This is a genomic window from Grimontia sp. THUN1695 (genome assembly GCF_059704325.2).
The window spans coordinates 1070342-1087004 of record NZ_AP046577.1 but is presented as its reverse complement, the minus strand read 5'-3'; the positions used below and the strand labels follow the sequence as shown (position 1 = coordinate 1087004).

Annotated in this window: 16 protein-coding genes; 10 read left to right on the top strand and 6 right to left on the bottom strand. The window is 49.1% G+C overall.

Going from position 1 to position 16663, the window contains the following annotated elements:
* Positions 1 to 52: 52 nt before the first annotated feature.
* Genes bioD through bioB form a run of 4 tightly spaced genes read right to left on the bottom strand, consistent with a single transcriptional unit; the run spans position 53 to position 3772 of the window.
* Entirely contained in the window at positions 53 to 733 is a 681-nt protein-coding gene (bioD, locus tag AC6IB1_RS08515) for a dethiobiotin synthase (protein ID WP_497568655.1), read from the bottom strand.
* Positions 726 to 1541 carry a malonyl-ACP O-methyltransferase BioC gene (gene bioC / locus AC6IB1_RS08510; RefSeq protein ID WP_497568654.1) on the bottom strand — a complete coding sequence of 272 codons (816 nt, stop codon included), beginning with the start codon at positions 1539 to 1541 and terminating at the stop codon, positions 726 to 728. The genes bioD and bioC overlap by 8 nt, the downstream gene beginning before the upstream one ends.
* Positions 1538 to 2704 carry an 8-amino-7-oxononanoate synthase gene (gene bioF, locus AC6IB1_RS08505; protein ID WP_497568653.1) on the bottom strand — a complete coding sequence of 389 codons (1167 nt, stop codon included), beginning with the start codon at positions 2702 to 2704 and terminating at the stop codon, positions 1538 to 1540. Before bioF ends, bioC begins: the two co-directional genes overlap by 4 nt.
* A 15-nt stretch (positions 2705 to 2719) precedes the next feature.
* Positions 2720 to 3772 (bottom strand): biotin synthase BioB, encoded by a 1053-nt coding sequence (gene bioB / locus AC6IB1_RS08500; RefSeq protein WP_497568652.1) that lies wholly within the window; start codon positions 3770 to 3772, stop codon positions 2720 to 2722.
* A gap of 143 nt (positions 3773 to 3915) precedes the next feature.
* Here bioB and bioA point away from each other — a divergent pair, with 143 nt between their 5' ends.
* The 8 genes from bioA to AC6IB1_RS08460 all read left to right on the top strand — a co-directional run bounded on the left by bioA (position 3916) and on the right by AC6IB1_RS08460 (position 12104).
* A complete protein-coding gene (gene bioA / locus AC6IB1_RS08495) occupies positions 3916 to 5187 on the top strand; it encodes an adenosylmethionine--8-amino-7-oxononanoate transaminase (RefSeq protein ID WP_497568651.1) in 1272 nt (423 codons plus the stop codon).
* 57 nt (positions 5188 to 5244) lie between these two features.
* Positions 5245 to 5796, top strand: coding sequence for an LON peptidase substrate-binding domain-containing protein (locus AC6IB1_RS08490; RefSeq protein WP_497568650.1), 552 nt, complete (start codon positions 5245 to 5247; stop codon positions 5794 to 5796).
* Between the two features lie 68 nt (positions 5797 to 5864).
* Positions 5865 to 6497 carry a sigma-70 family RNA polymerase sigma factor gene (locus AC6IB1_RS08485; RefSeq protein WP_497568649.1) on the top strand — a complete coding sequence of 211 codons (633 nt, stop codon included), beginning with the start codon at positions 5865 to 5867 and terminating at the stop codon, positions 6495 to 6497.
* Positions 6490 to 7158, top strand: a complete 669-nt coding sequence (locus AC6IB1_RS08480) for a ChrR family anti-sigma-E factor (RefSeq protein ID WP_497568648.1) — start codon at positions 6490 to 6492, stop codon at positions 7156 to 7158. The genes AC6IB1_RS08485 and AC6IB1_RS08480 overlap by 8 nt, the downstream gene beginning before the upstream one ends.
* Positions 7159 to 7520: 362 nt before the next feature.
* Positions 7521 to 8759, top strand: a complete 1239-nt coding sequence (gene sstT / locus AC6IB1_RS08475) for a serine/threonine transporter SstT (RefSeq protein ID WP_497568647.1) — start codon at positions 7521 to 7523, stop codon at positions 8757 to 8759.
* Positions 8760 to 9018: 259 nt separating this feature from the next.
* Positions 9019 to 9567 carry an ECF-type riboflavin transporter substrate-binding protein gene (locus tag AC6IB1_RS08470; protein WP_497568646.1) on the top strand — a complete coding sequence of 183 codons (549 nt, stop codon included), beginning with the start codon at positions 9019 to 9021 and terminating at the stop codon, positions 9565 to 9567.
* A gap of 6 nt (positions 9568 to 9573) precedes the next feature.
* The gene (locus tag AC6IB1_RS08465) at positions 9574 to 11268 is read left to right on the top strand and encodes an ABC transporter ATP-binding protein (RefSeq protein ID WP_497568645.1); all 1695 of its coding nucleotides are present in this window, start codon (positions 9574 to 9576) and stop codon (positions 11266 to 11268) included.
* On the top strand, positions 11265 to 12104 hold the full coding sequence (locus tag AC6IB1_RS08460) for an energy-coupling factor transporter transmembrane component T family protein (protein WP_497568644.1): 840 nt from the start codon (positions 11265 to 11267) through the stop codon (positions 12102 to 12104). The genes AC6IB1_RS08465 and AC6IB1_RS08460 overlap by 4 nt, the downstream gene beginning before the upstream one ends.
* Positions 12105 to 12163: 59 nt before the next feature.
* Here AC6IB1_RS08460 and mlc read toward each other — a convergent pair whose 3' ends face one another.
* Complete coding sequence (gene mlc / locus AC6IB1_RS08455) at positions 12164 to 13378, bottom strand: sugar metabolism global transcriptional regulator Mlc (protein WP_497568643.1); 1215 nt, start codon at positions 13376 to 13378, stop codon at positions 12164 to 12166.
* Between the two features lie 259 nt (positions 13379 to 13637).
* Between mlc and queE the strand changes: the two genes are divergently transcribed.
* Complete coding sequence (queE, locus tag AC6IB1_RS08450) at positions 13638 to 14300, top strand: 7-carboxy-7-deazaguanine synthase QueE (protein WP_497568642.1); 663 nt, start codon at positions 13638 to 13640, stop codon at positions 14298 to 14300.
* Between the two features lie 113 nt (positions 14301 to 14413).
* Here queE and queD read toward each other — a convergent pair whose 3' ends face one another.
* Positions 14414 to 14776, bottom strand: coding sequence for a 6-carboxytetrahydropterin synthase QueD (gene queD, locus AC6IB1_RS08445; RefSeq protein WP_497568641.1), 363 nt, complete (start codon positions 14774 to 14776; stop codon positions 14414 to 14416).
* Between the two features lie 295 nt (positions 14777 to 15071).
* Between queD and AC6IB1_RS08440 the strand changes: the two genes are divergently transcribed.
* A complete protein-coding gene (locus AC6IB1_RS08440) occupies positions 15072 to 16604 on the top strand; it encodes a methyl-accepting chemotaxis protein (RefSeq protein WP_497568640.1) in 1533 nt (510 codons plus the stop codon).
* Positions 16605 to 16663 lie beyond the last annotated feature (59 nt).

Genomic DNA, 16663 nt, shown 5'->3' with positions numbered 1-16663 from the left:
TAAAAGTAATGTTTTCATATGAAAGCCAGCATCTCGCTGGCTTTGTTTCTGGTTAGAACCCTAACGGCGTAATGTCGATATAACCACTTAGATCTCGCGACTTGATCGACGACATATAAGGAATTTCTCCAAGCTTTGGTACTTTCAGGTGATGCTCCAGCGTTTTGACGATGTCACTGTAATGCTCTGTTCCCGGATTAATTCGGTTAGCAATCCACCCCACAATCTCCAAGCCGTCACGGCGAACCGCTTCTGCCGTCAGATAGGCATGGTTCAGACACCCCAACTTGATACCCACCACCAAAATGACAGGCAGCTTTTCGCCCACCACCCAGTCGGCCAATGTTGTATCGTACGAGATGGGCACACGCCAGCCGCCCGCCCCTTCCACTAATGTGAAATCTGAACGTGCTTGTAACGCTTTCAACCCCTCAGACAATACCGAGAAATCAACCGTTTCATTTTCCAGTAACGCCGCAATATGCGGTGAACATGCCGCATGCAGCAAACATGGATTCACATCCTGATAGCTGACGTCGACCGTTGAACATTCACGAAGACGGATCGCATCCGAATTCATCGGGCCTTGTTCGGTGTCCTTACTGCCTGCTGCAATCGGCTTATAACCTGCCACACTATAGCCAGCCTTGGAAACAGCCTGCATAACCGCCATGGATGCGACGGTTTTTCCCACTTCGGTGTCTGTACCTGTGACGAAATAACTCTTATTCATTATCTATCGTTCCAAAGCAAACCTTGTACGTAGCGGGGAGCTCACCGTCGTCCAGCTTGAACGCACCATAGGCGTCTTCCAGCTCAATGAAGGTACGCCTGCCAACCAACCCCGCACTTCTGCCCTCTCGTAAATGCGTCGCACCAATACCTTTCAGGTCCTTCATCAACGCTAATGCGGAGGGGTAACGTTCCATCATTGTTCTACATTCTATGTGAGTGTGGTTGCACTTAGCTTGAGCGAGCGCAATGTTTACCTGCTTGAGCGATAAAAAGGCATTCACGTGTGATTCACCTTTGACGCCACGCCACGCCTGCTTCAGTTCTTCCAGTGACCCCTCAAGTAACGTGGTAAAGAAGATTTTCCCTCCCGGTTTCACTACCCGCTTTAACTCACACAGGGGAACAGAAAGATCGTCACACCATTGCAAGGCCAGGGAACTAAAGGCAACATCAAGGCTGTTGTCTACCAGCGGCAAACACTCCGCATCACCAGCAATATAGACCGCTTGATTTCCACATCTCATCCACGCCTTTTCAAGCATTTTGTCAGACAAGTCCAGCGCAATGACGTTGGCGCCCTCATTAAGCAACTGCTGGGTGAAATAACCCGTGCCACAGCCCAAATCAAGGACGTTTTTTCCCTTCCAGTCAGCACAACGTGCCATCAACTGGTGACCAACCCTGCGCTGAAACGCGGCGCTAACATCATACGTATTGGCTGCGCGGCCAAACGCCGTTTGAATGGCTTTTTTCTCCTCACTCAGCTTGGAAAGTGTTTGCAGATGAAAGCGTACGGCCTGACTCATGCTTCCTCCTGCAATAGATAACGTAACGTGGAAGCCAGTGACTTAACCTGTAATTCATCATGGCTGGCAGAGAGTGTAATACGAAGCCGTGCTGTGTTTACCGGAACGGTGGGTGGACGAATAGCGCCGATCCAATAACCAGCATCTTTGAGAGAAACCGCCAATGACTGCATACGTTCAACACTGCCCAGTACTACCGGCTTAATCGGTGTGATCGTAGAAAGCACCGCTGAAAAACCTTCTAACTCGTGATGGAAAATGTCGGAAAGGAGCGCCAATTTCTCCCGGCGCCACGATTGGGTCTGGATAAGTGAAAGGGCTTTTTCGAGCGCATAGGCTTGCGCGGGTGGCATCGCGGTGGAATACACATAGTGGCGGGCAAACTGGGTCAAATAATCATGAACGGATTCACAGCAAAGTACCGCGGCTCCCATCATGCCAAATGCTTTGCCAAAGGTGACAACCAAAATGTCAGGCTTGATCCCCGCATGGTCTGCACTGCCCCGTCCTTCTTTGCCTAAAATGCCGCAACCATGAGCATCGTCAACCATCAGCCAGCTCTGGTTTTCCTCGCAACACCGCTTCATTTCCGCCAACGGTGAAAGATCGCCATCCATGCTGAATACACCTTCCGTCACCGTCAGGGAGGCCGATTCACTACGCTTCAGTAGTTGGCTCAACCTGTCGACATGGTTGTGTGGAAAGCGCTTCATAGTTGCCTGTGAAAGCATTCCCGCTTCTATCAAAGACGCATGGTTCAGCTTGTCCTGCAGCAGGAGATCGCCCTTTTCCAGCAAGGCAAAAATCACTGCTTGATTGGCAGAAAAGCCGCTGTTAAAAAGCAAGGCCCGATCAAAGCCCAACCACTCACACAAGCGTGATTCCAGTGAAAGATGAGGGTAGGAATAACCACTCACCAAGGGCGAGGCGGTGCTACCTGCGCCATATTTGGAAAGGCCATCCTGCCAGGCATGGATCAGCTCAGGCTCTTGTGCGAGCCCAAGGTAGTCATTGCCGGAAAAATTAACGAACTGGCGATCTGCGCCGTCTGTTAATGTGCCGGGTTGCAACCTGAGCGCTGATACCTGTCGGTGGAGATGCTGTTGCCGCCGTGCTTCGAGCCTCTGACTGATACGACGTTGCAGTTGGCTTTGTTCATACATTGTCGCTGGGCACCCCTACACGCTCGCATCGTAGAAAAGATCATCTTTACCCGGACGCGACGCGACACGCTCAGCGACCTGATTCAACAGGGTTTCTTCCTGAACGGCATCGGGTTTCTGCACCGCCTGCTCGCTGTTGATACCTAACTTTCTGAAAAGCTGCATGTCAGCATCTTCATTCGGATTTGGCGTTGTCAGCAGTTTGCAACCATAGAAAATCGAATTCGCGCCAGCCATAAAACACATTGCCTGCATTTGTTCGTTCATATTTTCACGGCCTGCGGAAAGCCGCACAGCAGATTTCGGCATCATGATACGTGCAACAGCGATAATGCGGATAAAGTCGAATGGGTCAACATCATCAACCGATTCCAGCGGCGTGCCTTTTACCTTCACCAGCATATTGATAGGGACGCTATCCGGATGGTGCGGCAGATTTGCCAGCTCCACCAACAAACCAGCGCGATCTGATGCACTTTCGCCAAGGCCAATAATGCCACCGGAGCAGACTTTCATTCCGGCTTCACGGACATGGGAAAGGGTATCGAGGCGATCCTGGAAAGTACGGGTAGTGATAATATTGCTGTAATGCTCGCGGGAGGTATCCAGATTGTGGTTATAGTAATCAAGCCCGGCCCCAGCCAGCTCATTAGCCTGCTCTGGCGTCAACATACCCAGGGTCATACAGGTTTCCAGCCCCATGCCCTTCACCCCTTGGATCATCGCTTTCAGGTAAGGCATGTCACGCGATTTCGGATTCTTCCACGCCGCCCCCATGCAGAAGCGGGTCGCACCAGCGCTCTTGGCTTTTTGCGCGGCATCCAACACTCGCTCTACGTCAAGAAGGCGCTCTTTTTCCACATCGGTGCGGTAATGCGCGCTCTGTGGGCAGTATTTGCAGTCTTCCGGGCAGGCACCGGTTTTGATGGAAAGCAGCGTGCTGACCTGAACCTGATTCGCCGGCTGGTATTTCCTGTGTACCTGCTGCGCTTCAAACATCAGATCCATAAAAGGTTTTTCAAAAAGGGCCTGCACTTCGCCGACAGTCCAGTTATGGCGTACTTCCACCTGTATTACCTCACGTTGATTCCAGTGTTATTTGAATAGATCCGTGAAGGGATCGTCTTGTAATACTTGTTCAGTCTAAGGTCGACCCTTACAATGTCAACATAAACAACATTACATGGTTTACAATCGGGCACTTTAAAAGCATGGATATCGCATTCGATCGCAACCACATCTGGCACCCGTATACATCAACAATCACCCCTCTGACCTGTTATCCCGTCACTAGGGCCGAAGGCGTGCACATTTACCTGGAAGATGGCACCCCATTGATCGATGGTATGTCGTCCTGGTGGGCAGCTATTCATGGCTACAACCACCCAGCGCTAAACAACGCTGTGACTGACCAGCTTTCCCAGATGTCGCACGTTATGTTTGGCGGCATCACCCACGAGCCTGCTATCGCGCTTTGTAAAAAATTGGTAGCGATGACACCCGCGTCACTGGAAAAGGTGTTCCTGTGCGATTCCGGATCAATATCAGTTGAAGTTGCATTGAAAATGGCCTTGCAGTACTGGCATGCAAAAGGGGAAAGCCGGGCAAAATTCCTCACTCTTCGCCATGGGTATCACGGAGACAGCTTTGCTGCGATGTCTGTGACGGACCCTGATAATTCCATGCACAAGCTCTACAAAGGCTTTTTGCCCGAGCATATCTTTGCCGATTCCCCTGCCTGTGGTTTTTACGATGAGTGGCGTGAAAGCGACATTGCCGATTTCAAATATAAGCTCGAGGCAAACGCCGACAATATCGCCGCAGTGATTCTTGAGCCGATCGTTCAGGGCGCTGGCGGCATGCGGATTTATCACCCCACCTACCTGAAACGGGTACGGGAGCTGTGTGATGAGCATGGTGTGCTGCTGATTTGTGATGAAATCGCCACCGGTTTTGGCCGGACAGGCAAATTGTTCGCCTGTGAACACGCAGATATTGAGCCTGACATCCTATGCCTCGGTAAGGCCCTGACCGGAGGATATATGACCATGGCTGCCACCCTCACCACCCAGCACGTTGCAGACACGGTATGCAGCAGCGAGGCAGGTTGCTTTATGCATGGCCCGACGTTTATGGGAAACCCGCTGGCCGCTGCAGTTGCTAACGCCAGCCTTCAGTTATTGCTTGATACCCCCTGGCAGGACAAAGTTCTCGGTATTGAATCTGTACTTTCAACACTATTACCGCCTCTACTGTCATCAGATGCCGTCAGGGCGGTTCGCTGGCTGGGTGCCATTGGTGTGGTAGAAACCCACCATCCTGTCAATGTTGAGGCCATCCAGAAACACTTCGTTGAAAAAGGCGTATGGATCCGCCCCTTCGGCCGCCTGATTTACATCATGCCCCCCTATGACATCAGCCGTGCGCAATTGCAGCAACTGGTTGAGGCAATTCATAGTGGCTTACGGACAATCGTTAAATAAGGTGATCGTCGTCGTTGATACCTCCGTAATTCTTTAGAGAAATAAATGGAGGTTTCAATGCGTTTAGGTCTTTTCCCGTTACCACTTTTCCTTCTTCCGGGAGGCATCACCAAGCTCAGGATTTTCGAGCCGCGTTACATACGGCTGGTAAAAGAATCCATGGCCACCGATTCAGGATTTGTGCTGGCGATGAAAGACGGCGATGCAATTTGCCGGTTCGGCACCCATGTAAAGATTGTCGACTTCGAAACGCTCCCCGACGGGCTGCTGGGTATCACCATCCGCGGCGCATCACGGGTCAGCCTGTCGAACATTGGACAGGAAAAAGACGGACTGTGGGTAGGCAACGCCGATATATTGCCTGCCTGGCAGGAACAATCTGAAGCAGGCATGCTTGGCGAGGTGTTAGAGGATTTGTTCAAAGCACATCCAGAACACGCCGCCCAATACGGGAACGAAAAGCGCTTTGATGACATGCTCTGGGTGTGCCAACGCTGGCTGGAAGTGCTTCCGCTGGAGAATAGCCAACGACAATGGTTCATTGCCCAACAAGATCTCGCTGAAGTAAAACAATTCATTTCCCTACTTCTCAGCGAAGAAAATAGTTGATACTCACGTGATCCAAATGGTATCCGGATACGTTTCGACTGATAAGACATTTACAGGACACTAACATCATGGAACGGGTCGAAAGCACTTATAATTCAAACTACCAGAAACCTTCCCAAAGCCGGTCTACTATGTCATCACCCACGCCAGAGTATCTGGCAGAATTGCTTCATCGCGTTGCTAACGACAGAGACGACGCCGCATTTTCAGCGCTTTTCAGTCATTTTGCACCCAAAGTGCGGGCATATGGCTTGCGTCACCTGCGTGCGGACGGGCAAGCGATGGAACTGCTGCAGGAAACAATGATTCTGGTGTGGCGGAAAGCATACCTCTACGATGGGTCGAAAGGCGGTGCATCAACGTGGATTTTCACAATCATGCGAAATGTGAGTTTTGACATGCTCAGGAAAGTGAAAAGTAATAGGGAAGATTGCCTGAGCGGTGATATCTGGCCATTGATTGACGGAGAGGTTGGCGATCAGGAAGAAGAAGCCTTGCAAGAACAGATACAGTCACAGTTGCTCTCTTACATTGACCTCCTGCCTGATTTACAGCAGCAAGTTGTTCGGGGGGTATATCTCAAGCAGTTGACGCATCAGGAACTTGCCGACCAGTTAAATGTGCCTCTCGGTACCATCAAGTCACGGTTAAGACTTGGCCTACAAAAGCTGCGTTCTCATCTGGAGGTTAACAATGATTAAGTACCATCCGTCTGACAATCTATTGAAATCACATGCGGCGGGTGAACTGACGGCATCCATGTCTATTGCTGTAGCAGCTCACTGTGAAATGTGCCGGGATTGTGCAGAAAAGGTCGCTATCTACGAAACAGAAGCAGCCAATAACGCATTCTCAAATGATGAAGAAATTCCCGTTAATGCATCAGTAAATGACATGTTTGCAAGCATGTTGTCATCAATCATCAATGATGAAACCAAGCCTCAGACAAAAGTGTCTGCCTCTCCCTCTTCTAACATTGAAGTGGCGGGTGAAAGATACACATTGCCAGTAGCGCTTCGTCGCTATCATCATTTGGGATGGAGCTCAATGGGGGCGATCAGCCGTGCTAGGCTACCCCTTAATGAAGGAGACACACGCGCAAGCCTGCTTCATATCGGAATGAACGGCAGCGTTCCAAGCCATACACACAAAGGAATGGAAGTGACTTTGCTATTGAGCGGCCATTTTGAAGATGAGCAGGACACCTACGTGCCCGGTGATTTCATTGTCTTGGACAGATCTCACCACCACACACCACGTACGCATGACGGCTGCCTTTGTTACACAGTGGCAGACGCTCCCCTACACTTCACTAAGGGGGTCAGCCAACTGTTAAATGCGGTCGGCAGGGTGATTTATTAAACCCATAAGTTTTGTCAGCTCAGTAACAATCGCAATTGAAAGCGTCATTAATGACGCTTTTTCTTGCATTTCACCTACAAAACGTTTAATTATCCAATGATTCACATCTTATGTTGCCCATATACCGTTATAAAATCATGCATATGCGATCCCACAGTATATTTTGTGTCAATTTCCACTTTACAGAATGAGTGCCCAACTGATTTAATCCCTTTCGCTAACTATGCATTAACAGTTTTTACCTCAGATACGCGGATATTTGAGGTGTTGTAGGTAAAACCTAAATCGACTGGAGGCCCCATGTCTCTAGAAAAATTAGGTAAATAGGGCCTAAGACCCTTACACAGTGAAGTGAGATTATAATGACGCAAACACAATCACCTTTAGCCCGAATAACAAACGCCAGCCTGGTCGTGCAGATCCTGATAGGTATTATTGCCGGTGTTGCCCTGGCAAGCTTCTCGCCGGAAAGCGCCAAAGCAGTAGGATTTTTAGGCAGTTTGTTTGTCAGCGCATTAAAAGCTGTCGCCCCTATTCTTGTATTTATTCTGGTGGCGGCATCTATCGCAAATCAGCGAAAGGGCCAACATACTCACCTTAAACCCATAATTATGCTTTATCTTGTTGGTACTTTCGCAGCAGCACTCACCGCTGTCACCATGAGCTTTTTGTTCCCAACCGAGCTGACCCTGAGCACCTCCGATTCGGCCATTGCGCCACCAGAAGGTATTGTTCAGGTCATCACTACCTTGCTGTTCAACATTGTTGACAACCCTATTAGCGCACTGATGAATGGCAACTTCATCGGTATTCTGGCTTGGGCGATTGGTCTGGGAATCGCATTGCACCATGCCAATGGCACCACCAAAATGGTTTTCGGTGATATTGCGGAAGGCGTTTCTTTTATTGTTCGCAATATTATCAAGCTAGCCCCCTTGGGTATCTTCGGCCTGGTCGCAAAGACATTCGCGGAAACTGGCTTCGAAGCATTAATGGGCTACGCACATTTGCTGGCAGTATTGTTGGGAAGCATGGCGTTTATCGCCTTGGTGGTGAATCCGGCTATCGTTTATGTCAAAACCCGCACCAATCCCTACCCGCTGGTATTTCAGTGTCTGCGTGAAAGCGGTATGACGGCCTTTTTCACCCGCAGCTCTGCGGCAAACATTCCAGTTAACATGCAACTGTGTAGCCGACTGAAATTGAACAAAGACACTTACTCGGTTTCTATTCCATTGGGTGCAACCATCAACATGGGTGGCGCGGCAATCACTATCACCGTGCTGACGCTGGCTGCTGTCAACACGTTGGGTATTCAGGTCGACCTGGCGACAGCTGTGCTGCTAAGTGTGGTTGCAGCAGTGTCAGCATGTGGTGCATCTGGCGTAGCAGGTGGTTCACTGCTGCTGATCCCATTGGCGTGTAACCTGTTCGGTATCCCGAATGACATCGCCATGCAGGTTGTCGCGGTTGGCTTTATCATCGGTGTGGTTCAGGATTCTGCTGAAACAGCGCTGAACAGTTCAACGGACGTGGTTTTCACCGCGGCAGCCTGTCGAGCAGTCGAGCGTGAAGCGATGCAGGAAAAACTGGCGAAATAACTGCCTAACTGTTCTCCCCTCTTTGTTTAAGGCGCTTCGGCGCCTTTTCTTTTGCATTTTTTCCATTCTCAACATCAATCCGGTTGAAGTTTCGACAGGCGTCTACCTTGGTTTAAAGAAAGGTTTAGACGTCTAGATAGATAGCTTTCCTTTCCCGAAAATAATTCCTATAATCCCGCCTCATTTTGTGAGCCGCTTAAAAGTTTGCATTACATCACGTCCGGGCATTCACCTATTTTACGGGCATCAAAGGGTATCTATGAACTTCTCAGCAAAAACCGTTGTTATTATTGCCATTGGCTCCGCCTTGTATGGGATTGGTGGTTTGCCGATGTTTGGCATTCCTGTTTTCGCCAACACAACCCTAAAACCCGCCATGGCGATACTGGCACTGTTCAGCGTATTGTTTGGTCCTGGCGTGGGCTTCTTTGTCGGTTTTATCGGCCATTGGGTGACGGATCTGTTTGCCGGTTGGGGAGTATGGTTAACCTGGGTATTAGGCTCAGGCATTGTCGGCATGATGATGGGCCTGTTTCCGATCCTGACTAAGAAACGCCTGAAATATGGCCACTTTTCACTGCCAGATGTGTTGCTGTTCTCGCTGTTAGCCCTCATTGGTAACGTCGTCGGATACGGCTGTTCTGCACTTCTGGATACCGTGCTATATGCCGAACCTTTCACCAAGGTTTTCATTCAGCTTTGTATTATTGCCGCCGGTAATGCGCTACTGGTGACCGTCGTCGGCTATTTCATTTTACAATCTGTCGCTAAACGCAACGGCCAATGCCGCAACCTGACCGAGGCGTGATCCTGTATGACCATCGAATTCAAACACTTCAGCTTCCGTTACGACGCGCTGGTCAACCCTACGCTGAAAGACATTAACCTGCGCATTGAACAAGGTGAAAAAGTCCTGATTATCGGCCCAAGCGGCAGCGGTAAATCAACATTAGGCCAGTGTATTAACGGCCTCATTCCTCACGCCATAGAAGGCGATATTGACGGCGAGCTCTACATTGGTGGAACACCTTCATCCGGCATGAAGCTAGTGCAATATACTGAGAAAGTCGGCACCGTACTGCAAGATACCGACAGCCAGTTTGTAGGGCTTACTGTCGGTGAAGACATCGCATTTGCACTGGAAAACCAGCAAGTGCCGGTGGGCGACATGTACCCAGTGGTAAAAGCTACCGCCAAAATGGTAGATCTTGAAGCCTTGCTGAACCATGCGCCACATGATCTCTCCGGCGGCCAGAAGCAACGTGTTTCACTGGCTGGTGTACTGGTAGATGATGTCGACATACTGCTTTTCGATGAACCGCTGGCTGCGCTTGACCCCAAAACCGGGAAGCGCACTATCGAGATCATCGACCAGCTTCACCATGATACCGGTAAAACGATCATTATCATCGAACACCGCCTTGAGGACGTGCTGACCCGCCATGTCGACAGGGTGATCCTGATGGACAACGGCACCATTGTGGCTGACACCACACCCGATGCACTAATGATGTCCGGTCTGCTGGAGAAACACGGTATCCGCCAGCCTCTCTATTTCTCTGCCCTGAAGCATGCCGGATGCCATCTGGAGGAAGCAGACACACCCGCGTATCTCTCTACCCTGCCTGTAGAGAAATTTGCCGATGCCTTGAAACACTGGTCAACAACACCAACCCAACACCGTGCGAAACAGGAAAGTGATGTCCTACTCGATATTCAGGGGCTCACCTACTCCTACGATGGCGAGAAAAACGCACTGGAAGACGTGTCTTTCAACGTGCGCCGTGGTGAGATGGTTTCCGTGCTGGGCAAAAACGGCTCCGGCAAATCCACCATTACCAAACTGATTATGGGTGTATTAGAGCCGGATGCCGGCAGTATCTACGTTGATGGTCAGGACTTCAGCCAACTGTCGATTTTCGAATGCAGCAAGAAAGTGGGTGTGGTGATGCAAAATCCCAACCACATGATCTCCCACCATATGATCATGGACGAAGTGGCTTTCGGCCTGAAAAATCTGGGATTGAGTGATGCTGAGATTGAACGCCGAGTCTTAGACGTGCTGAAATTTTGCGGCCTTGCCAAATATCGCCACTGGCCAGTAGACGCATTAAGCTACGGCCAGAAAAAACGGGTCACTATTGCATCAATTCTGGTGATGGAGCCAGAGTTGCTGATCCTTGATGAACCAACAGCGGGACAGGATTATCGCAACTACAGTGCCATGCTCTCGTTTATCAAACGCCTGAACAAAGAGCGTGGTGTCACCGTGATGATTATTTCCCACGACCTTCATCTGGTATTGGAAAACACAACACGTTCTATTGTGATTGCTGACAGCAAACTGATTGCCGACGCGCCAATGACAGAGGTATTCAGCCAGCCTGCATTGCTGGATGTAGCTAACCTGACAACCACCAGTCTTTACCAACTGGCCGAACGTGCTGGCATTCAGGATATCAATGGATTCATGCAGCAGTTTATCGACACAGAGAGCAAGACCCGATGAAAACCTCCAAAATGAAGTTTGGTATTAACTATATTGATACCCAATCACCACTTCATGCACTGAATGGTATCACCAAGTTTGCCCTGTTTATAGCATGGGTAACGGTGGTGCTGACGACCTTTGATTTGCGGATCATTATTGGCATGGTGCTGCTGGGGCTGGCATTGCTTAAAATGACAGGCGTTGCATTCCAGGTGTATAAGCCGCTTCTTTTGGGGACGTTGAGTGTGCTTGGGATGAACGCGGTATTTATGTTCCTTGTCGCCCCTCAGCAGGGTTCAGAATGGACAAACACCACCACCAAAATTATTACGTTACCGGGTAACTATTCATTAACACAAGAAACCCTGTTTTATCTTGTGACGGTCACCCTGAAGTACTTCAGTATGTTCCCGATTGCGCTGGTGTTTGTGTTTACCACCCACCCGACTGAGTTTGCATCCAGCCTGAACCGTATTGGCGTTCCCTATAAAATTGCCTATGCCGTCAGCCTGACCTTACGCTATCTGCCGGAAGTCAAAAACGGCTTCGTCAATATCATGCATGCCCAACAGGCACGCGGTGTGGATTTTTCTAAAAATGCCCCGTTAATGGCAAGATTCCGGGGGGTGGCAAAAATCTTGATCCCGTTGATTTTCTCCAGCCTTGATCGCGCAGATGAAATCTCGAATGCCATGACCTTACGCGGCTTTGGTCGCAACACATCACGTACCTGGTATCACTACCGCCCTTTAACCATCAAAGATGGGGGGGTACTGGCGCTTATCGCAATATGTGTGGCACTTGCCCTGACCAAGCGCGCCCATGACAACGGTGTGATCTGGTATCCGTTTTAAGACGACAGAAAAAGGAGCTTGCAAGCTCCTTTTTCTGTAAGACATATTAAGTATATCACTTACCCTTCCAATACCTTCATTAGCAGATGGCCATCATACATTGCCCTTTTCACCAATGCCGCGCCTGGCATGGTCGCCTGAGTGTAGAACAAGCTCTCTTCCAACATCAGGTGTTCAAAATAACAGGGCAGCGTTTGGTTTTGGATGCATTCCATAATTGCCGGGTATAATACTGACTTTGCCTGATTAAATTCACCCCCTATCAAAATACGCTCAGGGTTGAACAGATTGACCATGATAGCAATCGCTTGCCCCAGATAGTGCCCCAATTCCGTAATGACCTTGACCGCGACACCATCGCGATTGACCGCAGCTTCGCAAAGAGTATCAATGGTTAATGGCTTCTCTTGCAATACACTGTCATGCCCTTGATCCAACAGTGCCTGGGTTTCTTCTAATACCGCCTGCAAACTCGCCACTGTCTCAAGGCAGCCACTGTTGCCGCAATAGCAGCGTTTACCAAACGGTTTGATTTGAATATGTCCCAGTTCACCAATGTTACCTACCTGCCCTTCCAACACTTTTCCATCGATCATAATGCCTGCACCAACGCCATGGTGAATAGAAACCAACACCGAGTTTTCTACGTCGCGTGCATTGCCAAACAGCTTTTCTGCCAATGCCCAAGCCCGGGTATCGTTGCCGATAAACACAGGAAGCCCTGTTGCACGGTGAATCGCCGCACCAAGCGGCATATTCTGGACATGATAATGAGGCATTTGGATCACGATGCCCTGCGCACTGTTCACCAAACCGGGAAGGGATACCGCAATAGCAGTGATACGATCAACGATCTTAGAATGCACAGAGAAAAACTGATTGATGTGCTGCACAATAAGCTCAAGTAACAGGTCTTGCTCCAGCACTAAAATATCATGCCGCTCTTCCACAATAAGGTTGCCCCCCAATTCGTGCAGAGCCAGAGTAATGTAGCCACGGCCCAGCCGAATAGAGAGAAACTGCCACCCTTCATTGTTAAGCACCAAGCCGATCGCAGGACGCCCCCGGCTCGCAGGCTCACCGTACTCGGTTTCTTTCACCAGGTGAGCATCTATCAACTCACGGGTAATTTTAGTAATACTGGCAGGTGCAAGCTGACTACGCTTTGAGAGTTCAATTCGGGAGATTGGCCCTAGCTGATCGATCAACTTATATACTGCTCCAGCGTTATTACGCTTGATGTGATCTATATGTCCTGGCTGGGCGAGGATCATCCCTTGCTCCCTATGAAATGTGTCGATAGTGAATTTTTTTACTTTGCGAAGTAATTGTGAAGCGCCATGCGGTAATGTCGTGAACCACGTCACGGGCTTATTGATTCAAGGTTAAATGAAATTTCCCTTCACCTAAAAAATCAAAGAGTTAATAACATAGTGACGAACAGCAGCCATGCCCAGTTATTTCGACCCGAGACAGTCAGGGCTGAAACTGACATAATCTGCCCTCTCTTGAAAATCTGACTCTCAATGCGGTATGTACAACGTCAACGAAATATTCGAAACCATTCAGGGAGAAGGTACCTTCACCGGCATTCCTTCCGTGTTCATCCGCCTGCAGGGTTGCCCTGTTGGCTGCCCATGGTGTGATACTCGCCAGACCTGGGATACTCTGCCTGTAGATCAACGTGATTTCGAAACAATCATGGCAAAAAATGGCGAAAGTCCGCTTTGGGCCCGGGTTTCCGCGGAAGATATCCTCACCCACCTACAGTCGCGGTACACCGCGAAGCATGTTGTGATCACCGGTGGTGAACCCTGTATGTTTGATCTGATGCCCCTAACGTCACTTCTGGATGCAAATGGTTACCGGTGCCAAATTGAAACCAGTGGCACTTATGTTGTACATGCGACAGAGAACACCTGGGTAACCGTATCACCGAAAATCAACATGCGCGGTAAATTACCGATATTAAAAGAAGCTCTTGATCGTGCCAATGAAATCAAACACCCGGTCGGCACTGAAAGTGATATTGAAAAGCTGGACGAACTTCTAAAACACGTTGATCTAAAGGGAAAAGACGTCGCCCTTCAACCTATAAGCCAAAAGGCACGAGCCACCGCGTTGTGCATCGAAACCTGCATTGCACGCAACTGGCGCCTTTCGGTGCAAACGCATAAGTACCTCAACATTGCCTGACACTTCTGGCCAGATAATAGACCTAAACAACCTGATGTTGTAGAGGGTTTAGAGATGATATTTTCAGTCGTAAAAAAAGGGCTGCTCCAGCCCTTTCTACTTCGGTAATCCGCTTACTCACCAGTGTAAATACAACCTGCTGTGCACGTCTCTTTAATCATGACTTTACTCAGGCAAGGCAATTCAGGCTTCAGTTGATCCCATATCCACTTTGCCAACACTTCACTGGTTGGGTTTTCCAAGCCTTCAATATCATTCAAATAATGATGATCAAGACGGTCATAGATAGGTTGAAATACTTTTTTGATTTCAGAAAAATCGATTACCCAGCCAGTGTGCGGATCCACGTCGCCAGCAACATAGAGACGAACCAAAAAAGAGTGACCATGTAGACGGCCACATTTGTGCCCTTCCGGAACATGTGGCAAACGGTGTGCCGCTTCAAACATGAATTCTTTAAACAGTTCTGTGTGCATAGTGAGCATTCCTGTGATCGCAAATTTTTCTTTGGCGCGGCGATGCTACTCAATTATGACGTCCAGCTCAAATTGAATGCACAGTGATATTTCATGCTAAATGCGAGTAAATGCATATAATTTGTGTTGAGATAATCACACATTAACATCATGTATAAGACGCATTCACACAAACACCAATAAACTGTGAATAATAATCATGGTTTGTAAGTGACCTGTAACAATGCGTCTGCCCATAGCAACAAAAATCCTTATTGTTCTTTTTGCTATTTTTTCTGTCGTTCTGGCAGTTTCCTTGCTGTATCAAAAAAACCAACAGAAAAGCTTTGTTACCGATATTGTTAGCCAACAGACCCTGGACAAAGCCAGTAATTATTTTGATAGCCTGAATCTGATGATGCTAACGGGCACCATTCACCAGAAAGAAGCACTGCGCAACAAAGTGCTTGAACAAAATGGAATTGAAGATGCGCGGGTGATCCGCGCCGAAGGTATTACGAAGGTGTTTGGTCCGGGTAATGCTAACCAAGCTGTTTTTGACAGCATTGACCAACAGGCTGTAGAAGGAGAAACCCTTATCAAACGCGTCAACCGCGATTACGGACCAGGCATTGTCGTCGCTCTCCCAATGAAGGCTAGTTCAAACTACCGCGGCACCAACTGCTTGCAATGTCATATCGTGCCAGAAGGTACGGTTTTGGGAGTGGTCAGACTGGAATATAACCTCTCCTTACTTTACAAAAACATCGACCATGAAATGCTGGTGACCGCTGGCATCATGACCACGATTACACTGGGTGGCTTTGCTCTGACTTTCGGCTTTATCCGTGTGAGCCTGGTTTCTCCAATGAAACGTATTTCCCACTTCATGCGGCGTTGCAGCGATGAGAAGAACCTTAGCCCACGCCTTGACATGCACAGAGAAGATGAAATCGGTCAGTTAGCGGCAAGTTGTGATACCTTGCTTGACAGCTTTTCCGATAGTATGAACCACGTGAAAACAACCGCTGTCTCCTTACTTGACGAAGCCACTGTGTTGACCAATGTTTCAAGCGAAACCAACAAACTCGTGGAAAACCAACGCCGGGAAACAGAGGAAATGTCGTTATCCATCGACGAGGTTCAGCGTCACCAGCACATTGTCGGAGAAAAAACCACCGAAGCGGCTGAACTGAGCCAGACACTCGCAGAGAACGCCCAACAAGGGCGTCATATTGCAAATGTAGCCGCAGAGCAGATCCAACAGTTAGTGAATGAAATTGAGCAGGTCCGTCATCAGATCCTGGCGGTCAACAAACAAAGTAAGGAAGTGAACAGCATCCTTGAAGTCATTCGCGGCATTGCAGAGCAAACCAACCTACTCGCCCTGAATGCAGCTATAGAAGCGGCAAGGGCCGGAGAACAAGGCCGCGGGTTTGCAGTAGTGGCAGATGAAGTCAGAAATCTCGCCAGCCGCACCCATGATGCAACCGGTGATATTCAGAATATTATCGCGCAACTCACAAACGATGCTGAACGCTCGGCATCGGCTATTGAAACAACCTGTACCAACACAACCGAACGAGCTGATACCGTGATGCAACTTTCCAATGCATTGGCACAAATTGCCGAAGAGATCCTAATTGTGAACAGCAATGCCAAAGAGATCAGCCAGGACACGGTACATCAGGCTGAGATGGCTGATGGATTACGCGATCAGGTTGCAACAATCCAGGCTCACGCAGAAGAAACGTCGTCCAACGCCAACCAAACCCAAACGATCAGCACTAACCTCAAGGCCCTTGCCGATCAACTCGAGCAACTCATTGATCAATTCAAGTTTGCCTGATCATCTGATGGGTATGAATCACCCGGGGAGACCTCAGCGTCTCCCTGTTTATTTTGTCT